This window comes from Pseudomonas bohemica, from assembly GCF_002934685.1.
Classification (GTDB): domain Bacteria; phylum Pseudomonadota; class Gammaproteobacteria; order Pseudomonadales; family Pseudomonadaceae; genus Aquipseudomonas; species Aquipseudomonas bohemica.
In genome coordinates this window covers 243,946-261,298 of sequence record NZ_NKHL01000121.1, presented here as the reverse complement: position 1 = coordinate 261,298, position 17,353 = coordinate 243,946, and the positions used below count along the sequence as shown (strand labels likewise).

General features: G+C 56.2%; 18 protein-coding genes. 16 read left to right on the top strand and 2 right to left on the bottom strand.

The window, feature by feature from the left end; translation table 11 throughout:
• Positions 1-3: 3 nt before the first annotated feature.
• Positions 4-1,107, bottom strand: a complete 1,104-nt coding sequence (dnaN, locus tag CE491_RS28720; protein WP_110951694.1) for a DNA polymerase III subunit beta — start codon at positions 1,105-1,107, stop codon at positions 4-6.
• Between the two features lie 35 nt (positions 1,108-1,142).
• Positions 1,143-2,678, bottom strand: coding sequence for a chromosomal replication initiator protein DnaA (gene dnaA / locus CE491_RS28715; protein WP_110951693.1), 1,536 nt, complete (start codon positions 2,676-2,678; stop codon positions 1,143-1,145).
• Between the two features lie 585 nt (positions 2,679-3,263).
• Here dnaA and rpmH point away from each other — a divergent pair.
• From rpmH to atpG, 16 genes are all read left to right on the top strand, one after another.
• A complete protein-coding gene (gene rpmH / locus CE491_RS28710) occupies positions 3,264-3,398 on the top strand; it encodes a 50S ribosomal protein L34 (RefSeq protein WP_002551315.1) in 135 nt (44 codons plus the stop codon).
• Positions 3,399-3,414: 16 nt separating this feature from the next.
• Positions 3,415-3,816: a ribonuclease P protein component gene (rnpA, locus tag CE491_RS28705; RefSeq protein WP_110951692.1), complete on the top strand. Its 402-nt coding sequence runs from the start codon at positions 3,415-3,417 to the stop codon at positions 3,814-3,816.
• Positions 3,809-4,054, top strand: coding sequence for a membrane protein insertion efficiency factor YidD (gene yidD / locus CE491_RS28700; RefSeq protein WP_110951691.1), 246 nt, complete (start codon positions 3,809-3,811; stop codon positions 4,052-4,054). The genes rnpA and yidD overlap by 8 nt, the downstream gene beginning before the upstream one ends.
• 2 nt (positions 4,055-4,056) lie before the next feature.
• Entirely contained in the window at positions 4,057-5,736 is a 1,680-nt protein-coding gene (gene yidC / locus CE491_RS28695) for a membrane protein insertase YidC (RefSeq protein ID WP_110951690.1), read from the top strand.
• A 78-nt stretch (positions 5,737-5,814) separates the two neighbouring features.
• Positions 5,815-7,185 (top strand): tRNA uridine-5-carboxymethylaminomethyl(34) synthesis GTPase MnmE, encoded by a 1,371-nt coding sequence (mnmE, locus tag CE491_RS28690; protein WP_110951689.1) that lies wholly within the window; start codon positions 5,815-5,817, stop codon positions 7,183-7,185.
• Between the two features lie 523 nt (positions 7,186-7,708).
• The gene (gene mnmG / locus CE491_RS28685; protein WP_110951688.1) at positions 7,709-9,607 is read left to right on the top strand and encodes a tRNA uridine-5-carboxymethylaminomethyl(34) synthesis enzyme MnmG; all 1,899 of its coding nucleotides are present in this window, start codon (positions 7,709-7,711) and stop codon (positions 9,605-9,607) included.
• Positions 9,604-10,248 carry a 16S rRNA (guanine(527)-N(7))-methyltransferase RsmG gene (gene rsmG, locus CE491_RS28680; protein ID WP_199885285.1) on the top strand — a complete coding sequence of 215 codons (645 nt, stop codon included), beginning with the start codon at positions 9,604-9,606 and terminating at the stop codon, positions 10,246-10,248. Before mnmG ends, rsmG begins: the two co-directional genes overlap by 4 nt.
• An 18-nt stretch (positions 10,249-10,266) precedes the next feature.
• The gene (locus CE491_RS28675) at positions 10,267-11,061 is read left to right on the top strand and encodes a ParA family protein (protein ID WP_110951686.1); all 795 of its coding nucleotides are present in this window, start codon (positions 10,267-10,269) and stop codon (positions 11,059-11,061) included.
• A gap of 9 nt (positions 11,062-11,070) precedes the next feature.
• Positions 11,071-11,943 carry a ParB/RepB/Spo0J family partition protein gene (locus CE491_RS28670; RefSeq protein WP_110951685.1) on the top strand — a complete coding sequence of 291 codons (873 nt, stop codon included), beginning with the start codon at positions 11,071-11,073 and terminating at the stop codon, positions 11,941-11,943.
• A gap of 147 nt (positions 11,944-12,090) precedes the next feature.
• Entirely contained in the window at positions 12,091-12,498 is a 408-nt protein-coding gene (locus CE491_RS28665) for a F0F1 ATP synthase subunit I (protein ID WP_110951684.1), read from the top strand.
• Between the two features lie 16 nt (positions 12,499-12,514).
• Positions 12,515-13,384, top strand: a complete 870-nt coding sequence (atpB, locus tag CE491_RS28660) for a F0F1 ATP synthase subunit A (protein WP_110951683.1) — start codon at positions 12,515-12,517, stop codon at positions 13,382-13,384.
• A gap of 137 nt (positions 13,385-13,521) precedes the next feature.
• Entirely contained in the window at positions 13,522-13,779 is a 258-nt protein-coding gene (gene atpE, locus CE491_RS28655) for a F0F1 ATP synthase subunit C (protein WP_002555987.1), read from the top strand.
• 57 nt (positions 13,780-13,836) lie between these two features.
• Complete coding sequence (locus tag CE491_RS28650) at positions 13,837-14,307, top strand: F0F1 ATP synthase subunit B (RefSeq protein ID WP_062386210.1); 471 nt, start codon at positions 13,837-13,839, stop codon at positions 14,305-14,307.
• A gap of 12 nt (positions 14,308-14,319) precedes the next feature.
• Positions 14,320-14,856, top strand: coding sequence for a F0F1 ATP synthase subunit delta (locus CE491_RS28645; RefSeq protein WP_037016920.1), 537 nt, complete (start codon positions 14,320-14,322; stop codon positions 14,854-14,856).
• Positions 14,857-14,877: 21 nt separating this feature from the next.
• Positions 14,878-16,422 (top strand): F0F1 ATP synthase subunit alpha, encoded by a 1,545-nt coding sequence (gene atpA / locus CE491_RS28640; protein ID WP_110951682.1) that lies wholly within the window; start codon positions 14,878-14,880, stop codon positions 16,420-16,422.
• Between the two features lie 50 nt (positions 16,423-16,472).
• Positions 16,473-17,333, top strand: a complete 861-nt coding sequence (gene atpG, locus CE491_RS28635) for a F0F1 ATP synthase subunit gamma (RefSeq protein ID WP_110951681.1) — start codon at positions 16,473-16,475, stop codon at positions 17,331-17,333.
• The last annotated feature ends 20 nt before the right edge of the window (positions 17,334-17,353 follow it).

Sequence of the window (17,353 nt, the reverse complement as noted above, 5' to 3'; positions counted from 1 at the left end):
TGATTACAGGCGCATCGGCATGACAACGTAAGCCGAGTCGTCGTTACCGGACTCCTGCACTAGCGCGCTGCTATTGGAATCAGACAGGATCAAACGCACTTGCTCAGTGGTCATCACCCCCAGGACGTCGAGCAAGTAGCTCACGTTGAAGCCGATCTCCAGCGAACCGCCGTTGTAATCGACGCTGATCTCTTCTTCGGCCTCTTCCTGCTCCGGGTTGTTGGCTTGAATCTTCAACTGACCGCTGGCCAGTTGCAGGCGGATGCCACGGTATTTCTCGTTGGACAGAATCGCTGTACGGCTGAACGCCTCGCGCAAAGCCTGACGGTCTCCAACAACCAACTTGTCTCCGCCCTTAGGCAGTACACGTTCGTAATCCGGGAATTTGCCATCGACGAGTTTGGAGGTAAAGGTGAACTCTCCAGTGGTCGCGCGAATGTGGTGTTGACCCAGGACAATACTGACCAACCCATCCTGCTCTGTGAGCAGACGTGCGAGTTCGAGAATACCCTTGCGTGGAACAATCACTTGGTGACGATCGGCCTGTTCGATTTCCGCAGCCATCGAACACATCGCCAGGCGGTGGCCGTCGGTCGCTACTGCGCGCAGAACGCCGGACTGGACCTCGATGAGCATGCCATTGAGGTAGTAACGAACATCCTGCTGCGCCATGGCGAAACTGGTTCGCTCGATCAAACGGCGCAGTTTGCTCTGAATCAGATTGAACGTTAGCGAGCCAGGACCTTCTTCCACGGTCGGGAAGTCGTTGGCGGGAAGGGTCGAAAGCGTGAAACGGCTACGACCGGCTTTGACCACCAGTTTTTGCTCATCAAGCTTGATATCGATCAGCGCGTCGTTGGGCAAGCTCTTGCAGATGTCCATCAGCTTGCGCGCAGGTACGGTGATTTCGCCCGGCTCGGCCGGCTCTTCCAACTGCACTCGACCCACCAGTTCGACTTCCAGGTCGGTACCGGTCAGGGACAACTGCTGCCCTTCGACGACCAACAATACGTTAGACAGTACCGGCAAGGTCTGGCGGCGTTCGACAACGCCGGCGACCAGTTGCAGGGGTTTCAACAGGGCTTCGCGTTGAATGGTGAGATGCATGGTCTAGTCCCTTGCCTTGATAAGCTGCGCTGGCATTACGTAGTCAAAGTACGCAGCAGGTTCTTGTAGTCCTCGCGGATATCCGCGTCGGATTCTTTAAGTTCATTAATCTTGCGGCATGCGTGAAGCACGGTCGTGTGGTCACGTCCACCGAACACGTCGCCGATCTCCGGTAGACTGTGGTTGGTCAGTTCCTTGGACAACGCCATCGCCACCTGCCGCGGCCGCGCGACCGATCTCGAACGACGTTTCGACAAAAGGTCGGAGATCTTGATCTTGTAGTATTCAGCGACTGTGCGCTGAATGTTATCCACACTCACCAGCTTGTCCTGCAACGCCAGCAGGTCCTTGAGCGACTCACGAATCAGCTCGATGGTGATGTCACGCCCCATAAAGTGCGAGTGAGCGATGACGCGCTTGAGCGCACCCTCGAGCTCACGCACGTTGGAGCGTATGCGCTGTGCAATGAAAAACGCGGCATCATGAGGAAGTTCGACCTTCGCCTGATCCGCTTTCTTCATGAGAATCGCCACTCTTGTTTCAAGCTCTGGCGGCTCGACCGCTACGGTCAGGCCCCAGCCGAAACGCGATTTCAAACGCTCTTCGAGCCCTTCGATTTCCTTAGGGTAGCGGTCACTGGTTAGGATGACCTGCTGACCGCCCTCGAGCAGGGCGTTGAAGGTGTGGAAAAACTCCTCCTGCGAACGCTCCTTACGGGCGAAGAACTGAATGTCATCGATCAGCAACGCATCGACTGAGCGGTAGAAGCGCTTGAACTCGTTGATCGCATTCAGCTGCAGCGCCTTGACCATGTCCGCGACAAAACGCTCGGAGTGTAGGTAAACCACCTTGGCGTTCGGATTCTTCTTGAGCAGATGGTTACCCACAGCATGCATCAAGTGAGTCTTACCCAGGCCTACGCCTCCATAAAGGAAGAGCGGGTTATAACCATGCTTGGGGTTATCCGCGACCTGCCATGCAGCCGCGCGCGCCAGTTGGTTGGATTTACCTTCGACGAAATTCTCGAAGGTAAACGTCCGGTTCAGGTAGCTGGTGTGCTTGAGGGCGCCCTCTACTTGGACATTACGTTGTTCAGCGCGCGCAGGCGCCTGTTGCGAACTCGCCCCTGCCATGGGATCGAAGCTGGCACGCGAAGGCTCGTCATCAACATCCAGAGTAGCTTGCAAGACCGGAGCCGGAGCAGAGGTCGGCTCAACGATCGGCGCAGGCGAGGGCACGCTGTGGGTGACAGAGTTCTGAGCAGCTTGGGAAGCGGCAGCCGCTGCGGCCAGCGGAGCATTGGGGGCCGCCCGGGGAGCGGAGCTGCGCTTGCTGCCTATTAATAAGGAAAGAGCGGGCGCGATGCCTTGACCATGTTCGCCCAATAGCTCGAGCAGACGTCCCAAGTACTTTTCATTTACCCAATCGAGCACGAACCGGTTAGGCGCGTAAACACGCAACTCATCGGCCTCGGCTTCGACCTGTAGCGGACGGATCCAGGTGTTGAATTGCTGGGCAGGCAGCTCATCGCGCAAAAGCTCTACGCACTGCTGCCAAAGTTCCACTGACACGGATATCCCCTAAGTTTCGAAAGCCGGTGAGGCAAAAACAAGCGCCATTGTAACCAGCCGCAGCGGACTTATCCACATGTGGGAGGCTAACAGTCGTCTCAAAATCAAGATCTTATGGGAATAAAAGCCGACAGATGGCATGTCCATAAGCTCTGTGGATAACCGGGGCTGGCCCCATTGCATAACCCAAGGCTGAGATCTGTGGACAACTCGCCTGTGGATAACATCCACTTTCGTGCACAGGTTTTCCGAAGGTGCAGCACAGGGGCAGCACGGCTTGTCGACAGACTTTCGATTCTCTGTACATGCCGTATTTTAAGGGCTATATGAGGTTATCCACAGATACGGGCTTGTATAGTTCTTATAAGCTTTACAGAAAAGCTTTAAATACTTTCCTTCTTTATTTCTATGTCTAAGCTCGAAGCCCTAACCAGGCGAGGGCCAAAAGGGGCATGGAATGCCTGTAAGAAGTAAATGCACGAAACGCTGGTTGGAAATTGACCTGCGAGCTTGCTTTCTCTAGAATCCCCGCTCTCTTAAAACGGGGTCATTCCGGCCCGTTGTGGACGAACCAGGTAACACACCATGAAACGTACTTTCCAACCGAGCACCATCAAGCGCGCCCGTACCCACGGTTTCCGTGCTCGTATGGCTACCAAAAACGGCCGTGCAGTTCTGTCGCGTCGTCGCGCCAAAGGCCGTAAGCGTCTGGCAGTTTGATTAATCGGCACAGGTGGTGAGTCAGGACTTCAGTCGGGAAAAGCGTTTGCTGACACCCCGGCATTTCAAGGCAGTCTTTGACTCCCCCGCCGGCAAGGTTCCGGGGAAAAATCTCCTGCTCCTTGTGCGCAACAACGACCTTGATCACGCCCGTCTGGGACTGGTGATCGGTAAGAAGAGCGTAAAGCTCTCCGTCGAGCGCAATCGCTTGAAACGCCTGATGCGCGAATCGTTTCGTCTCCACCAGGACAACCTTGTTGGATGGGATATCGTGGTCGTCGCGCGAAAAGGCTTGGGTGATATTGAAAACCCCGAATTGATTCAGCATTTCGGCAAGCTCTGGAAACGTCTGGCGCGCAGCCGACCAACTTCAGAAGTCAAAACCGAAACTGCGGGGGTAGACAGTCCTGATGCGTAAACTGGCGCTCGTTTCGATCCAGTTTTACCGCTATGCCATTAGTCCCCTGATGGCCAGTCACTGTCGTTTCTACCCCAGTTGCTCCTGCTATGCGTACGAAGCCATTGAAAATCATGGCCTGGTACGCGGCGGCTGGCTGACCGTACGCCGCTTGGGTCGCTGTCATCCGTGGAATCCCGGTGGTTTCGACCCGGTTCCACCCGCTCCCACCTCCCGTTCCTCTTCGATGGCCGAGTAATCATGGATATCAAACGCACAATCCTGATCGTCGCCCTGGCAATCGTGACCTATGTCGGTGTCCTGAAATGGAACCAGGACTATGGTCAGGCTGCCCTGCCGACTCAGAATGTTGCCGCCAACACCAATACATCCGCTCTCCCTGACACCCCGCAAGGTACAACTGCCGCCAATGCAGACGTACCAAGTGCTACAGGTGAAGTCTCTGCTCCTGCCGAAATCCCGGTAGCGGTCAGCAAAGACCTGATTCAGGTGAAAACCGACGTATTGAACCTGGAAATCGACCCGGTAGGTGGTGATGTGGTGCAGCTTCGCTTGCCACTTTATCCACGTCGTCAAGACCATCCCGAGATTCCATTCCAGCTGTTCGACAACGGTGGCGAGCGTACTTTTCTCGCACAAAGCGGTCTGACTGGCGCCAATGGTCCTGATGCACGGGCAACGGGACGTCCGGTTTACGTCTCCGCGCAGAAAAGTTATCAACTGGCCGATGGCCAGAACGACTTGGTCGTGGATCTGAAATTCAGTGACGCCGGCGTCAACTACATCAAGCGCTTTACCTTCAAGCGTGGCCTGTATGACCTGACTGTCAGCTATCTGATCGATAATCAGAGCGCTCAGGCCTGGAACGGCAACCTGTTCGCGCAGCTGAAACGCGATGCAAGCGCGGATCCATCGTCGACCACCGCCACCGGCACCGCCACTTATCTGGGTGCCGCCATGTGGACACCTTCGGAACCTTACAAAAAGGTTTCGATGAAGGACATCGACAAAGGCTCGGTCAAAGACACCGTTCAAGGTGGCTGGGTCGCCTGGCTGCAGCACTATTTCGTGACCGCATGGATCCCGAACAAGGCTGACAGCAACACCGTGACCACCCGAAAGGACAGTGCCGGTAACTACATCATCGGTTTCACTGGTCCTGCAGTGACTGTCGCACCGGGCGCCAAGGCTGAAACGACCACTACGCTTTACGCAGGTCCGAAAAGTCAGGCCGTGCTGAAAGAGTTGTCCCCAGGTCTTGAACTGACCGTGGACTACGGCATTCTCTGGTTCATTGCTCAGCCTATCTTCTGGCTGCTGCAACATATCCACAGCATCGTAGGCAACTGGGGCTGGTCGATCATCTTCCTGACCATGCTGATCAAGGGGCTTTTCTTCCCTCTGTCGGCGGCCAGCTACAAATCGATGGCCCGTATGCGTGCGGTTGCCCCGCGTCTGGCGGCGCTGAAAGAGCAGCATGGCGACGATCGTCAGAAGCTTTCGCAGTCAATGATGGAGCTGTACAAGAAAGAGAAGATCAACCCACTGGGTGGATGCTTGCCAATTCTCGTTCAGATGCCGGTGTTCCTGTCGCTTTACTGGGTACTGCTGGAAAGCGTTGAAATGCGTCAAGCACCTTGGCTGTTGTGGATAACCGACCTGTCGATCAAGGATCCGTTCTTCATTCTGCCGATCATCATGGGCGCAACCATGTTCATCCAGCAGCGTCTGAACCCTACTCCGCCAGATCCGATGCAGGCCAAGGTGATGAAGCTGATGCCAATCATCTTTACCTTCTTCTTCCTGTGGTTCCCGGCTGGTCTGGTGCTGTACTGGGTTGTGAACAACACGCTGTCTATCACTCAGCAGTGGTACATCACCCGTAGTATCGAGGCGAAGGCCAAGAAAGCCGCGGCCTGATCTACTCTGTGAATAAGTAATTCAGAACGCCCCCTCGTGGGGCGTTTTGCTATCTGTTAGTTATTCGGGAGCCGGACCATGAATGTCCCTCGTGAAACCATCGCTGCCATCGCCACCGCACAAGGACGAGGTGGCGTCGGTATTGTGCGTATCTCAGGCCCGCTAGCTGCCACGGCTGCACAGGCAATCCTCGGTAAACTTCCGCAACCCCGGTATGCCCATTACGGCCCGTTTCAGGATGAAAACGCGCAGGTCATCGATGAAGGAATCGCCCTGTATTTCCCAGGACCGAACTCTTTCACCGGCGAGGACGTCCTGGAACTCCAAGGACACGGCGGCCCGATCGTCCTCGATATGCTGCTGCAGCGCTGTGTAAACCTCGGCAGCCGCTTGGCCAGGCCGGGTGAATTCAGCGAACGCGCGTTTCTCAACGACAAGCTGGATCTGGCTCAGGCAGAAGCCATCGCCGACTTGATCGAAGCCAGTTCTGCACAGGCCGCGCGTAATGCATTGCGCTCGCTGCAGGGGGCTTTTTCGCTGCGTGTACATAACCTGACCGAAAAGCTGATCAAGTTGCGCATCTACGTGGAAGCGGCAATTGACTTTCCAGAGGAGGAAATAGACTTCCTTGCCGATGGACACGTATTGAGCATGCTCGATGACGTGCGCGAGCAGTTGTCCACAGTCTTGCGCGAAGCCAATCAAGGCGCGCTGCTACGTGATGGCATGACGGTGGTAATTGCTGGACGTCCTAATGCCGGCAAATCCAGTTTGCTTAACGCACTGGCAGGACGGGAAGCAGCGATTGTCACTGAGATAGCCGGAACTACGCGCGATGTACTGCGTGAACATATCCACATCGATGGCATGCCGCTTCACGTTGTAGACACCGCAGGGCTGCGCGATACCGAGGATCACGTGGAAAGAATAGGCGTCGAACGCGCGCTCAAGGCCATTAACGAAGCCGACCGGATCTTGCTGGTGGTCGACGCGACGGCTCCGGAGGCGGTGAATCCCTTTGGGCTATGGCCTGAGTTTCTTGAAGAGCGCCCCGATCCTGCTCACGTCACGTTGATTCGCAATAAAACCGACATCAGCGGTGATCTGGCCGGCTTACAGATAAGCGCAGATGGCCACGTCACCATCAACCTGAGCGCCAAAGCCGGAGGCGAGGGCCTCGAGCTGCTGCGTGAACACCTGAAAGCCTGCATGGGTTATCAACAGACTTCCGAAAGCAGCTTCAGCGCCCGTCGGCGACATCTGGAAGCGCTGCACAAGGCCAGCGCTTCCCTGGAACATGGTCGTTCGCAACTGACTCTGGCTGGCGCCGGCGAACTGCTCGCAGAAGATCTGCGTCTGGCTCAGCAATTCCTGGGAGAAATCACCGGCGCTTTTAGCTCCGATGATTTGCTTGGGCGCATTTTCTCCAGCTTCTGCATCGGCAAATAAGCCTTCCCATCGCCCACAAGGCAGATCATTTCCTCGCGACCTGCCTTTCTTTCATCTTCTGCTCCGCCCGTCTGCGTCTCACAAAACGTCAGGCGGCGTCTGCGTGCGTGCTTCTTTTGCTCACGGCTCGAAATGCGAAAATAAGCCCTGTGTGTAACCGAAGCTCAGCTCAGTTGATAAGTAGTCCCGCCGCCTGAGGATAAACGCTCCTGTGGATAACTAATGGTTTAATCCACAGGCTTAAGGACCTTATCCAATGCACTCCTGTGCACTTGGTCACAGACTTTTGAATCTCTGTACAACACGTGAATAAAGGGTTACATAAATCTATCCACAGAAATAAGCCTCTCTAAAAATAAACATAAAAACAAAGATCTTATAAATTTCTTTCTTTTTAATTTCTTTAATCGCCATTCATCCACAGCTGGTTAAATTTTGCGCAAAAGGTTCCTTTCAGGGGGGCGAAGTCCCTATACTTGCCGCCAATTTCCTATTCCCCCCATTAACAGGCACGAGGTGCGTGGTGGATTTCCCTTCCCGTTTTGAAGTGATCGTCATCGGCGGCGGTCATGCCGGTACCGAGGCAGCACTGGCGTCTGCACGCATGGGTGCAAAAACCCTGCTGCTCACGCATAACGTGGAAACCCTCGGCCAAATGAGCTGCAACCCTGCTATTGGCGGCATCGGTAAGAGTCATCTGGTCAAAGAGATCGATGCGCTCGGCGGTGCGATGGCTACCGCAACCGATCAAGGCGGGATTCAGTTCCGTGTCTTGAACAGCCGTAAAGGTCCGGCAGTGCGTGCAACGCGCGCCCAGGCCGACCGCATTTTGTATAAGGCAGCCATTCGCGAAATCATCGAGAATCAGCCAAACCTGTGGATATTTCAGCAATCGTGCGATGACCTGATCGTCGAGCAGGATCAGGTACGCGGCGTTGTGACTCAGATGGGGCTGCGCTTCATGGCCGACTCGGTGGTTTTGACCACTGGCACCTTCCTGGGTGGACTTATCCACATCGGTCTGCAGAACTATTCTGGCGGTCGTGCGGGTGATCCACCGTCCATTGCATTGGCTCGTCGCTTACGAGAACTGCCTTTGCGGGTCGGTCGCCTGAAAACCGGTACACCCCCGCGTATCGATGGAAGATCGGTGGACTTTTCGGTGATGACAGAGCAACCGGGTGATACTCCGATTCCGGTCATGTCGTTTCTGGGATCGAAAGAACAGCATCCGCGTCAAGTGAGTTGCTGGATTACCCACACCAATGCCCGCACTCACGAAATCATTGCCGCCAACCTTGATCGTTCGCCGATGTATTCCGCTGCGGGAGAGATAGAAGGGGTCGGCCCGCGCTATTGCCCATCGATCGAAGACAAGATCCATCGCTTTGCCGACAAGGAAAGCCATCAGGTCTTCATCGAGCCTGAAGGCCTGACCACCCACGAGCTGTACCCGAACGGTATTTCGACTTCGCTTCCATTCGACGTGCAGTTGCAGATCGTGCGTTCGATTCGCGGGATGGAAAACGCCCATATAGTGCGTCCCGGCTACGCGATCGAGTATGACTATTTCGATCCTCGCGACCTGAAGTACAGCCTGGAAACCAAGGTCATTGGCGGATTGTTCTTCGCCGGACAAATCAATGGCACTACCGGATACGAAGAAGCCGGTGCGCAAGGTTTGCTCGCCGGTGCCAACGCCGCGCTTCGTGCACAGGGCAAGGAAAGCTGGTGCCCGCGCCGTGACGAGGCGTACATCGGTGTACTGGTGGATGACCTGATTACGCTCGGTACTCAGGAACCGTATCGGATGTTCACTTCCCGTGCCGAATATCGCCTGATCCTGCGAGAAGACAACGCTGACCTACGCCTGACCGAAAAAGGCCGCGAACTGGGTCTGGTCGACGACGAGCGCTGGGCAGCTTTCTGCACCAAGCGTGAAGGCATCGAGCTGGAGGAGCAACGTCTGAAGTCCACCTGGATTCGTCCGGGCACCGAACAGGGCGATGCCGTCTCCACGCATTTCGGCACACCGCTGACCCATGAATACAATCTGCTCAACTTGCTGAGCCGTCCGGAAGTGGATTACGCAAGTCTCGTTGCACTGACAGGCAATGGCTCGATCGATCCGCAGGTCGCCGAGCAGGTCGAGATCAAGACCAAATATGCTGGTTACATTGACCGTCAGCAGGATGAAATCGCCCGTTTGCGCGCCAGCGAAGACACCAAGTTGCCGCAGGACATCGATTACACCCGGATCTCCGGCCTGTCGAAAGAGATCCAAGGCAAGCTGGGGATAACTCGTCCAGAGACCCTTGGGCAGGCGTCGCGGATACCCGGCGTTACTCCGGCAGCCATTTCGCTATTGATGATTCATTTGAAAAAACGCGGCGCGGGCCGTCAGTTGGAGCAAAGCGCTTGAGTTCTATGGTCACCCCGCAGCACGCAGAAGAGTTGACCCTCGGCGCCCGGGAACTGGGCGTCGAGTTGACCGAAGCCCAGCACAGCCAGCTGCTGGGCTACCTGTCGTTGCTCATCAAGTGGAACAAGGCCTACAACCTGACCGCCGTGCGCGATCCCGACGAGATGGTTTCACGCCATTTGCTCGACAGCCTGAGCGTTGTACCTTTCATCGAGGGTAACCGACAGCTGGACGTGGGCAGTGGCGGCGGCATGCCGGGCATTCCACTGGCAATCCTGTTTCCGGACATGAAAGTCTCGGTACTGGACAGCAACGGCAAGAAAACCCGGTTTCTGACTCAGGTCAAACTCGAACTCAAGCTCGACAATCTGGAAGTTATCCACAGCCGCGCAGAAGCGTTCCAGCCGACAGTACCCTTTACCGGTATCATTTCTCGCGCATTCAGCAGTCTTGAAGACTTTACCCAATGGACTCGGCATATGGGTGACAGCCAAACGCGCTGGCTGGCGATGAAAGGTCTGCATCCTGCGGACGAACTGGTAGCATTGCCCGCAGATTTTCATCTGGAAAGCGCGCAAGCCTTGGCCGTACCCGGTTGCCAAGGTCAACGGCATCTGCTGATACTGCGCCGCACGGCATGACAGGGAACACACGCAAGAATGGCTAAGGTATTCGCGATAGCGAACCAAAAAGGGGGAGTGGGTAAGACCACCACCTGCATCAACCTCGCAGCGTCGCTGGTCGCAACCAAGCGTCGGGTGTTGTTGATCGACCTCGATCCTCAAGGCAACGCCACCATGGGCAGCGGTGTGGATAAACACGCGCTGGAGCACTCGGTCTACGATTTGCTGATCGGGGAATGCGACCTCAACCAGGCTATGCATTTTTCCGAGCACGGCGGCTATCAACTGCTGCCGGCCAACCGCGACCTGACCGCCGCCGAAGTCGTTCTGCTCGAAATGCAAATGAAAGAGTCCCGCCTGCGCACTGCTCTGGCGCCGATTCGCGAAAACTACGATTACATTCTCATCGACTGCCCACCGTCGCTGTCGATGCTGACGCTCAACGCACTGGTCGCCGCCGATGGCGTGATCATCCCCATGCAATGCGAGTACTTCGCGCTGGAGGGGTTGAGCGACCTTGTGGATAACATCAAGCGCATTGCTGAACTACTTAATCCACAGCTCAAGATCGAAGGCCTGCTGCGGACCATGTACGATCCGCGCCTGAGTCTGATCAATGATGTGTCCGCGCAGCTCAAGGAACACTTCGGCGATCAGTTGTACGACACCGTGATTCCGCGCAACATCCGTCTGGCCGAGGCGCCAAGCTTCGGCATGCCGGCACTCGCGTATGACAAGACTTCGCGCGGCGCCCTGGCTTACCTGGCTCTGGCCGGCGAGATGGTTCGTCGTCAACGTCGCGGTACCCGCGCCGCCGCCCAGCCTACTTAAGGAAATCCCATGGCCGTCAAGAAACGAGGACTCGGACGTGGGCTGGACGCACTTCTGAGCAGTCCCACCGTCAGTACGCTGGAAGAACAGGCCGTCAAGGCCGACCAGCGTGAGCTGCAACACATACCGCTGGACCTGATCCAGCGCGGCAAATACCAGCCGCGCCGGGACATGGACCCGCAGGCGCTGGAAGAATTGGCCAACTCGATCAAGGCGCAAGGTGTCATGCAGCCGATCGTGGTGCGCCCGGTCGCCGACAACCGCTACGAGATCATTGCCGGTGAACGTCGCTGGCGTGCCAGTCAGCAAGCCGGCATGGAAACCATCCCGGCGATGGTGCGTGATGTGCCGGACGAGGCTGCCATTGCGATGGCGCTCATTGAGAACATTCAGCGCGAAGACCTCAACCCTATCGAAGAGGCCATAGCGCTGCAGCGTCTGCAACAGGAATTTCAGCTGACCCAGCAACAGGTCGCGGAGGCTGTGGGTAAGTCTCGTGTCAGCGTGGCAAACCTGCTGCGGCTGATTTCGCTGCCTGAAGTGATCAAGACCATGCTGTCCCATGGTGATCTGGAAATGGGTCACGCCCGCGCTTTGCTCGGCTTGCCGGAAGACCGGCAGGTTGAAGGGGCGCGACATGTTGTCGCACGCGGACTCACCGTGCGCCAGACTGAAGCACTTGTACGCCAGTGGTTGAGTGGCAAGCAGGAGGCTGTCGCCCCTACCAAAGTCGACCCGGATATCAGCCGTCTCGAACAGCGTCTGGCCGAGCGCCTAGGCTCTGCGGTGCAGATTCGCCATGGTCAGAAGGGAAAAGGCCAACTGGTGATCCGCTATAACTCGCTGGACGAGTTGCAGGGTGTCCTCGCCCACATCCGCTGAAACAAATGATGCGTAGCGCGTAGTCGGAAATCACTACCCGGCAGTTGAATAGGGGCTGAACCGCCCCTATACTCTGCGCGCATTTTGTCGGCACAAATTATGCCAAGTTATTGATTTTGGCGGCTGGCATACGAGGAGCCCCATGTGATGGAGACACGCACGCCAAACCGCCTGCCATTCCATCGTCTGGCTGTTTTCCCGGTGTTGCTGGCGCAACTGATTGTCCTGCTACTGTCTGCTTTGACGCTTTGGCAGTGGCACGGAGTCGTAGCGGGTTACTCAGGGCTATGCGGAGGCCTGATAGCTTGGCTGCCCAATTTGTACTTTGCCCATAAGGCGTTCCGGTATTCCGGTGCCAGGGCTGCGCAAGCCATCGTTCGGTCGTTCTACGCCGGCGAGGCGGGCAAACTGATTTTCACGGCAGTGCTGTTTGCACTGACCTTCGCAGGTGTGAAGCCGCTGGCCCCGCTGGCGGTATTCGGCGTGTTCATGTTGACCCAATTGGTCAGCTGGTTCGCACCCCTGCTAATGAGAACAAGACTTTTGAGACCTTAGGGCGTTTGAGGCAACCATGGCAGAGCAAACAGCTTCGGGCTATATCCAGCACCACTTGCAGAACTTGACCTTCGGTCATTTGCCTGACGGCACTTGGGGCTTCGCGCATTCAGCAGCAGAAGCAAAAGAAATGGGCTTTTGGGCTTTCCACCTCGATACTCTCGGCTGGTCGGTAGCGCTGGGTCTGATCTTCGTCCTGATTTTCCGCCTGGCCGCTAAAAAAGCGACCTCCGGTCAGCCAGGTGCATTGCAAAATTTCGTTGAAGTACTGATCGAATTCGTCGATGGCAGCGTGAAAGACAGCTTCCACGGTCGTAGCGCGGTCATCGCTCCACTGGCGCTGACTATTTTCGTTTGGGTATTCCTGATGAACGCAGTCGATCTGGTGCCGGTCGACTGGATACCACAGCTGGCCGTGATGATTTCCGGCGACCACCACATCCCGTTCCGTGCCGTGTCGACTACCGACCCTAACGCAACGATCGGTATGGCGCTGTCGGTCTTCGCACTAATCATTTTCTATAGCATCAAGGTCAAGGGCATCGGCGGTTTCATTGGTGAACTGACCTTGCATCCGTTCGGCAGCAAGAACGTATTCGTGCAGGCGCTGTTGATTCCTGTGAACTTCCTGCTTGAATTCGTGACTCTGATCGCCAAACCGGTTTCTCTGGCTTTGCGTCTGTTCGGCAACATGTATGCGGGCGAACTGGTGTTCATCCTGATCGCCGTCATGTTCGGCAGCGGCCTGCTCTGGCTGAGCGGTCTGGGCGTGGTTCTGCAATGGGCGTGGGCTGTATTCCATATCCTGATCATCACCCTGCAAGCGTTCATCTTCATGATGCTGACCATCGTCTATCTGTCGATGGCTCACGAAGATAACCATTAAGACCCGCCTGGCGTGTCTGATGATCCCCTCATTGCGATGAGGGGGCGCCCGCGAGGGCTTGATGTAAGAAACGATTTTGTTTTACCGCTTTAATCTAAAAAAACCTAACCAATACGACGTAAAAGTCGGGAGGAAAGATGGAAACTGTAGTTGGTCTAACTGCTATCGCTGTTGCACTGCTGATCGGCCTGGGCGCACTGGGTACTGCAATCGGTTTCGGCCTGCTGGGCGGTAAATTCCTGGAAGGCGCTGCGCGTCAACCAGAAATGGTTCCAATGCTGCAAGTTAAAATGTTCATCGTGGCTGGTCTGCTCGACGCCGTAACCATGATCGGTGTTGGTATCGCTCTGTTCTTCACTTTTGCGAATCCCTTCGTTGGTCAACTCGCTGGCTAATCGCTCGAATTTTCGAGTTGATTGGTGTGATGGACAACGAACGAGCGAGGTGTTGGCGTGAACATTAATGCAACCCTGATTGGCCAGTCCGTTGCGTTCTTCATTTTTGTGCTGTTCTGCATGAAGTTCGTGTGGCCTCCGGTCATCGCGGCTTTGCACGAACGTCAGAAGAAGATCGCGGATGGACTGGACGCTGCCACCCGAGCAGCTCGCGACCTGGAACTGGCCCAAGATAAAGCGGGTCAGCAACTGCGCGAAGCAAAGGCTCAGGCAGCTGAAATCATTGAGCAAGCCAAGAAACGCGGTACTCAGATCGTCGACGAAGCCCGTGAACAGGCCCGTGTCGATGCTGACCGCATCAAGGCTCAGGCTCAGGCCGAGATCGAGCAGGAACTGAACGGCGTCAAAGACGCGCTGCGCGCCCAACTGGGTAGCTTGGCAGTCAACGGCGCAGAGAAGATCCTGGGTGCCACAATCGATCAAAACGCGCACGCGGAGCTGGTTAACAAACTGGCTGCAGAAATCTAAGCGAGGGCGATCATGGCAGAACTGACCACGTTGGCCCGACCTTACGCTAAGGCAGCCTTCGAGCATGCCCAGGCCCACCAGCAGCTGGCCAATTGGTCAGCCATGCTCGGCCTGGCTGCTGCAGTGTCGCAAGACGACACAATGCAGCGCATGCTCAAGGCCCCGCGACTGACGAGCGCAGACAAGGCCGCCACTTTTATTGAAGTGTGCGGCGACAAGTTCGATGCCAAGGCACAGAATTTCATCCACGTCGTTGCTGAAAACGACCGTCTCCAGCTTCTGCCGGAGATCTCCGAACTGTTCGAGCTGTACAAGGCCGAGCAGGAAAAATCGGTAGATGTGGATGTCACCAGTGCTTTCGCATTGAACCAAGAACAGCAAGACAAACTCGCCAAGGTTCTCAGTGCACGGCTCGGCCGGGAAGTGCGCCTGCACGCTGCGGAGGATGCTGCCCTGATAGGTGGTGTCATCATCCGCGCCGGCGACCTGGTTATCGATGGCTCAGTTCGCGGCAAACTCGCGCAACTAGCCGAAGCATTGAAATCTTGAGTTTGAAGGGGCAGCAGAGCAATGCAGCAACTCAATCCTTCCGAAATAAGTGAAATCATCAAGGGCCGCATCGACAAGCTCGATGTAGCCTCCCAAGCCCGCAACGAAGGCACTGTCGTCAGCGTGTCTGACGGTATCGTGCGGATTCACGGTCTGGCCGACGCTATGTACGGCGAAATGATCGAGTTCCCGGGCGGCGTCTACGGTATGGCACTGAACCTGGAGCAAGACTCCGTAGGTGCTGTAGTACTGGGCGCGTACACCTCGCTGGCCGAAGGCATGAGCGCCAAGTGCACCGGCCGCATCCTGGAAGTTCCGGTTGGTAAGGAACTGCTGGGTCGCGTTGTCGACGCACTGGGTAACCCTGTCGATGGTAAAGGCCCCCTGAACAACACCGAGACCGATGCGGTCGAGAAAGTTGCTCCGGGCGTTATCTGGCGTAAGTCGGTAGACCAGCCTGTACAGACTGGCTACAAGGCTGTCGATGCCATGATCCCTGTCGGCCGTGGTCAGCGCGAGCTGATCATCGGCGACCGTCAGATCGGTAAAACCGCTCTGGCGATCGACGCGATCATCAACCAGAAAGACAGCGGCATCTTCTGCGTTTACGTAGCGATCGGTCAGAAGCAATCGACCATCGCCAACGTGGTTCGCAAGCTGGAAGAAAACGGCGCTCTGGCCAACACCATCATCGTGGCTGCCAGTGCTTCCGAATCTCCTGCGCTGCAATTCCTGGCTCCTTATGCCGGTTGCACCATGGGCGAATACTTCCGTGACCGCGGTGAAGACGCGCTGATCGTTTATGACGATCTGTCCAAGCAGGCTGTGGCTTACCGCCAGATATCCCTACTGCTGCGCCGCCCACCAGGTCGTGAAGCTTACCCAGGCGACGTGTTCTATCTCCACTCCCGTCTGCTGGAGCGCGCATCCCGCGTTTCGGAAGAGTACGTAGAGAAGTTCACCAATGGCGCAGTGACCGGTAAAACCGGTTCCCTGACCGCATTGCCGATCATCGAAACCCAGGCTGGCGACGTTTCCGCGTTCGTTCCGACCAACGTGATTTCCATCACCGACGGTCAGATCTTCCTGGAATCGGCCATGTTCAACTCCGGCATTCGTCCGGCTGTGAACGCCGGTGTTTCGGTATCCCGTGTGGGTGGTGCCGCTCAGACCAAGATCATCAAGAAGCTGTCCGGTGGTATCCGTACCGCTCTGGCTCAGTACCGTGAACTGGCGGCATTCGCCCAGTTCGCTTCTGACCTGGACGAAGCGACCCGTAAGCAACTTGAGCATGGTCAGCGCGTTACCGAGCTGATGAAGCAGAAGCAATATGCGCCAATGTCGATCGCTGACATGTCGCTGTCGCTGTATGCCGCTGAGCGTGGGTTCCTGACCGACGTTGAAATCGCTAAGGTCGGCAGCTTCGAACAAGCGCTGATTGCTTACTTCAACCGCGATCACGCCGATTTGTTGGCAAAGATCAACGTGAAGGGTGACTTCAATGACGAAATCGATTCTGGCCTCAAAGCCGGTATCGAGAAGTTCAAGGCCACCCAAACCTGGTAAGCCGCAGCGGGAGTCGCGAGGCTCCCGCTTGCTAACCTGATAGGTGTTACATGGCAGGCGCAAAAGAGATTCGCAGCAAGATTGCGAGCATCAAAAGCACGCAAAAGATCACCAGCGCCATGGAAAAAGTGGCGGTCAGCAAAATGCGCAAGGCTCAAATGCGCATGGCTGCTAGCCGTCCTTACGCGGAGCGCATCCGCCAGGTGATTGGTCATCTCGCCAACGCTAACCCGGAATACCGGCACCCGTTCATGATCGACCGCGAAGTGAAGCGCGTCGGTTATATCGTGGTAAGCAGTGACCGTGGTCTGTGTGGTGGCTTGAATACCAACCTGTTCAAGGCTTTGGTCAAGGACATGGCGAAGAACCGTGAAAACGGCGTAGAGATCGATCTGTGCGTGGTCGGCAGCAAAGGTGCGGCGTTTTTCCGCAACTTCGGCGGTAACGTCGTCGCTGCGATCAGCCACTTGGGCGAAGAGCCGTCGATCAACGATTTGATCGGCAGCGTCAAGGTGATGCTGGATGCCTACCTGGAGGGCCGTATTGACCGCCTGTCCGTGGTATCCAACAAGTTCATCAACACCATGACTCAGCAACCAACGGTCGAGCAGTTGATTCCGTTGGTCGCCACCCAGGATCAAGAACTCAAGCACCACTGGGATTACCTGTACGAACCCGACGCCAAAGAGCTGCTGGACGGCTTGATGGTCCGTTACGTGGAGTCGCAGGTCTACCAGGCGGTGGTCGAGAACAACGCAGCTGAACAAGCCGCGCGGATGATCGCGATGAAGAACGCCACTGACAACGCCGGTGACCTGATCAGCGATTTGCAGCTGATCTACAACAAGGCGCGTCAGGCAGCGATCACCCAAGAGATCTCGGAAATCGTCGGCGGCGCTGCCGCGGTTTAACGGTTCAAATATTCAGAGGA

Excerpts from the sequence above, each read along its gene's own strand:
- CE491_RS28675 (WP_110951686.1), top strand. The coding sequence starts at position 10,267 with ATGGCTAAGGTATTCGCGATAGCGAACCAAAAAGGGGGAGTGGGTAAG.
- rpmH (WP_002551315.1), top strand. The coding sequence starts at position 3,264 with ATGAAACGTACTTTCCAACCGAGCACCATCAAGCGCGCCCGTACCCAC.
- CE491_RS28645 (WP_037016920.1), top strand. The coding sequence starts at position 14,320 with ATGGCAGAACTGACCACGTTGGCCCGACCTTACGCTAAGGCAGCCTTC.
- dnaN (WP_110951694.1), bottom strand. The coding sequence starts at position 1,107 with ATGCATCTCACCATTCAACGCGAAGCCCTGTTGAAACCCCTGCAACTG.
- atpB (WP_110951683.1), top strand. The coding sequence starts at position 12,515 with ATGGCAGAGCAAACAGCTTCGGGCTATATCCAGCACCACTTGCAGAAC.
- yidD (WP_110951691.1), top strand. The coding sequence starts at position 3,809 with ATGCGTAAACTGGCGCTCGTTTCGATCCAGTTTTACCGCTATGCCATT.
- atpG (WP_110951681.1), top strand. The coding sequence starts at position 16,473 with ATGGCAGGCGCAAAAGAGATTCGCAGCAAGATTGCGAGCATCAAAAGC.
- CE491_RS28665 (WP_110951684.1), top strand. The coding sequence starts at position 12,091 with ATGGAGACACGCACGCCAAACCGCCTGCCATTCCATCGTCTGGCTGTT.
- CE491_RS28670 (WP_110951685.1), top strand. The coding sequence starts at position 11,071 with ATGGCCGTCAAGAAACGAGGACTCGGACGTGGGCTGGACGCACTTCTG.
- atpA (WP_110951682.1), top strand. The coding sequence starts at position 14,878 with ATGCAGCAACTCAATCCTTCCGAAATAAGTGAAATCATCAAGGGCCGC.
- atpE (WP_002555987.1), top strand. The coding sequence starts at position 13,522 with ATGGAAACTGTAGTTGGTCTAACTGCTATCGCTGTTGCACTGCTGATC.
- yidC (WP_110951690.1), top strand. The coding sequence starts at position 4,057 with ATGGATATCAAACGCACAATCCTGATCGTCGCCCTGGCAATCGTGACC.
- mnmE (WP_110951689.1), top strand. The coding sequence starts at position 5,815 with ATGAATGTCCCTCGTGAAACCATCGCTGCCATCGCCACCGCACAAGGA.